Consider the following 2,777-nt stretch of genomic DNA (forward strand, 5'->3'; position numbering starts at 1 on the left):
GCGCGCATAGCGGGCCATCACCTCGTAGCGGTTGGCGACGATCGCCTCCAGCGTCTGCTCATCGGCCACCGGCTTGGGTGGTGAAGTACAGCGAGTACGCCGGCCGCGCCGTTCGCACCCTGTATCCGACCCGCGAAGCCCTGCAATCGGCCTGGGGACACCCGGACACCCGCAGCGAAGTGTTGCGCGAGCTCACCGAGCGCGGCATCAGCTTCGAGGCGCTGGCCGCCGCCAGCGACCAGCCCGAGGCCGACCCCTTCGACCTGCTGTGCCATCTGGCCTGGAACGCGCCACTGCTGACGCGTCGCCAGCGTGCCGAGGCCGCCCGCCGCCGGGCACAGGACCTGTTCAGCCAGTACGGCGACACGGCCCGCGAAATCCTCACGCTGCTGCTCGACCGCTACGTCGAGCGCGGCATCCAGCAGTTCAGCGCGCTGTCGGAGCTGATGAAGGTTCAGCCCTTCGACCGCTACGGCAGCCCGGCCGAAATCGCCACCCGCTACTTCGGCAGCGTGCGCGGCATGAAGGAGGCCGTCTCCCGGCTGCAAAGCGCGCTCTATCAATAACCCCAAGACGCACAAAAACCCGAACCGATGCCCCGTTCCAAACGCCCCGCTCCCACCGCCGAAGCCCCTGTCGAAAACAAGCCCCGCGCCGCGCGCAAGGCCAAAGCGCCGCTCACCACCCGCGAGGCCCTTTCGGCCCTGATCGGCTCGGCCCGCCAGATCCTGCGCAAGGACAAGGGGCTCAACGGCGACGTGGACCGCCTGCCGCTGCTCACCTGGGTGATGTTCCTCAAGTTCCTCGACGATCTCGAAATCGTCCACGAGCAGGAGGCCGAACTCGACGGCCAGCCTTACCAGCCCATCATCGAGCCGCCGTACCGCTGGCGCGACTGGGCCCGCGAGGACGGCCTCACCGGCGACGAACTGCTGGCCTTCATCAACCAGGACGAAGCCCACCGCCCCGACGGTCGCCGCGGCCCCGGCCTTTTTGCCTACCTGCGCGCCCTGGCCGGCAGCGGCGAGAAAGGCAGCCAGCGCGAGGTCATCGCCAACGTGTTCAAGGGCGTGCAGAACCGCATGGTCAGCGGCTACCTGCTGCGCGACATCGTGAACAAGATCAACGGCATCCACTTCAGCAGCAGCGAGGAGATCCACACCCTCTCGCACCTGTACGAATCGATGCTGCGCGAGATGCGCGACGCCGCGGGCGATGCCGGCGAGTTCTACACCCCGCGCCCGGTGGTGCGCTTCATGGTACAGGTCACCGACCCGCGTCTGGGTGAAACCGTGCTTGACCCGGCCTGCGGCACCGGCGGCTTTCTGGTCGAGGCCTATGACCACCTCGCGCCGCAAGTCAGCACGCCGGAGCAGCGCCGCACCTTGCAACGCGAGACGCTCTACGGCCAGGAAGCCAAGCCGCTGCCCTACATGCTGGCGCAGATGAACCTGCTGCTGCACGGGCTGGAAGCGCCGCAGATCGCCTACGGCAACACGCTCGCGCGACGCCTCAACGAAATCGGCCATGGCGAGCGGGTGGACGTCATCCTCACCAACCCGCCGTTTGGCGGCGAGGAAGAGGCCGGCATCAAGGCCAACTTCCCGCCCAACATGCAAACGGCGGAAACCGCGTTGCTCTTCCTGCAATACATCATGAGGAAGCTGCGCGTGGCCGGCGCGCCGGTGCGCGGCGGAAAGACTGCCGAGCGCGGCGGCCGCGCCGCCGTGGTGGTGCCCAACGGCACCCTGTTTGGCGACGGCGTATGCGCCGTCATCAAGGAGGAACTGCTCAAAGAGTTCCGCCTGCACACCATCGTCCGCCTGCCGCAGGGCGTGTTCGCGCCCTACACCGACATCCCCGCCAACCTGCTGTTCTTCGAGCGCGGCGGCCCCACCGACACCATCTGGTACTACGAACTGCCCTTGCCCGAAGGGCGCAAGAAATACAGCAAGACCGCACCGCTACAGTTCGAGGAATTCGCGCCGGTGCTCGCCTGGTGGAACAACCGGGAGGAAGGCCCGCAGGCCTGGAAGGTGGATTTCGCGGCCAAACGCGCTGCCGCCATCGAAGCCGCCACGCCGCACTGGCAGCGGGCGGAGGCCGAACGCAACGCGGCACTTGCGCTCGGCAAGCCCATCCGCGAGCTGGAGCAGGCCGTGCAGAACGCCGCCAACGGCGACAAAGCCGCCTTGCAGGACAAGCTGCGTGCCTTGAAAGCCGAACAACAGGCGCACGAACAGGCCGCCAAGGCGGCCCAGGCCGAGGGCGATGCCCTCTACTGGCCCATCTACAACCTGGACCTGAAAAACCCCCATGCCAAGGCCGGGCTAGAACACGCCGACCCGAAGGAGCTTATCGCCTCGATGCAAAGCCACGAGGCCGAAGTGATGCGGCTGCTTGCCGAGATCGAAGCCTTGGTGACGGAGGCGCAGGCATGACGGAACGTACCCCGCCAGCCATTTCGGACCTAGCCGACTATGCCGCCGTTCATGCCGACATCGTCGCGCTGCTCGAAGCCGCCCGCCGCGCCGCCGCGCGCAGCGTCAATGCGGTGATGACGGCGACTTACTGGGCGATTGGGCGGCGCATCGTCGAAGGCGAGCAAGGCGGGCAGGCGCGGGCGGCCTATGGCGAAGCCTTGATCAAGCGGCTTGGCGCTGATTTGAGTCGCCAGTTCGGGCGCGGCTTTGGCTGGCGCAATCTGGCCCAGATGCGCGCCTTCTATCTTGCCCATATGGACTGGAACAGGGCCTGCGCCTGGCCAAAGCGGCCCA

The 2,777-nt window shown here is 67.3% G+C and carries 2 protein-coding genes and 1 pseudogene; all 3 read left to right on the forward strand.

Translation table 11 applies throughout. The annotated features are described in order from the left end of the window. Positions 1 to 77 precede the first annotated feature (77 nt). A pseudogene (locus tag ACK4TH_RS11425) lies at positions 78 to 566 on the forward strand (type I restriction-modification enzyme R subunit C-terminal domain-containing protein); the annotation flags it as partial. 27 nt (positions 567 to 593) lie between these two features. Continuing rightward, positions 594 to 2,441, forward strand: a complete 1,848-nt coding sequence (locus ACK4TH_RS11430) for an N-6 DNA methylase (protein WP_409626579.1) — start codon at positions 594 to 596, stop codon at positions 2,439 to 2,441. After that, positions 2,438 to 2,777, forward strand: a 340-nt coding sequence (locus ACK4TH_RS11435) for a DUF1016 N-terminal domain-containing protein (RefSeq protein WP_409626581.1), incomplete at its 3' end; no start/stop codon positions are given. The genes ACK4TH_RS11430 and ACK4TH_RS11435, both read left to right, overlap by 4 nt.

Origin of the sequence: Tepidimonas sp. (assembly GCF_046292505.1) — a bacterium.
Lineage (GTDB): Bacteria > Pseudomonadota > Gammaproteobacteria > Burkholderiales > Burkholderiaceae_C > Tepidimonas.

Coding starts and splice junctions, on each gene's coding strand:
- ACK4TH_RS11430 (WP_409626579.1), top strand. CDS start 594: ATGCCCCGTTCCAAACGCCCCGCTCCCACCGCCGAAGCCCCTGTCGAA.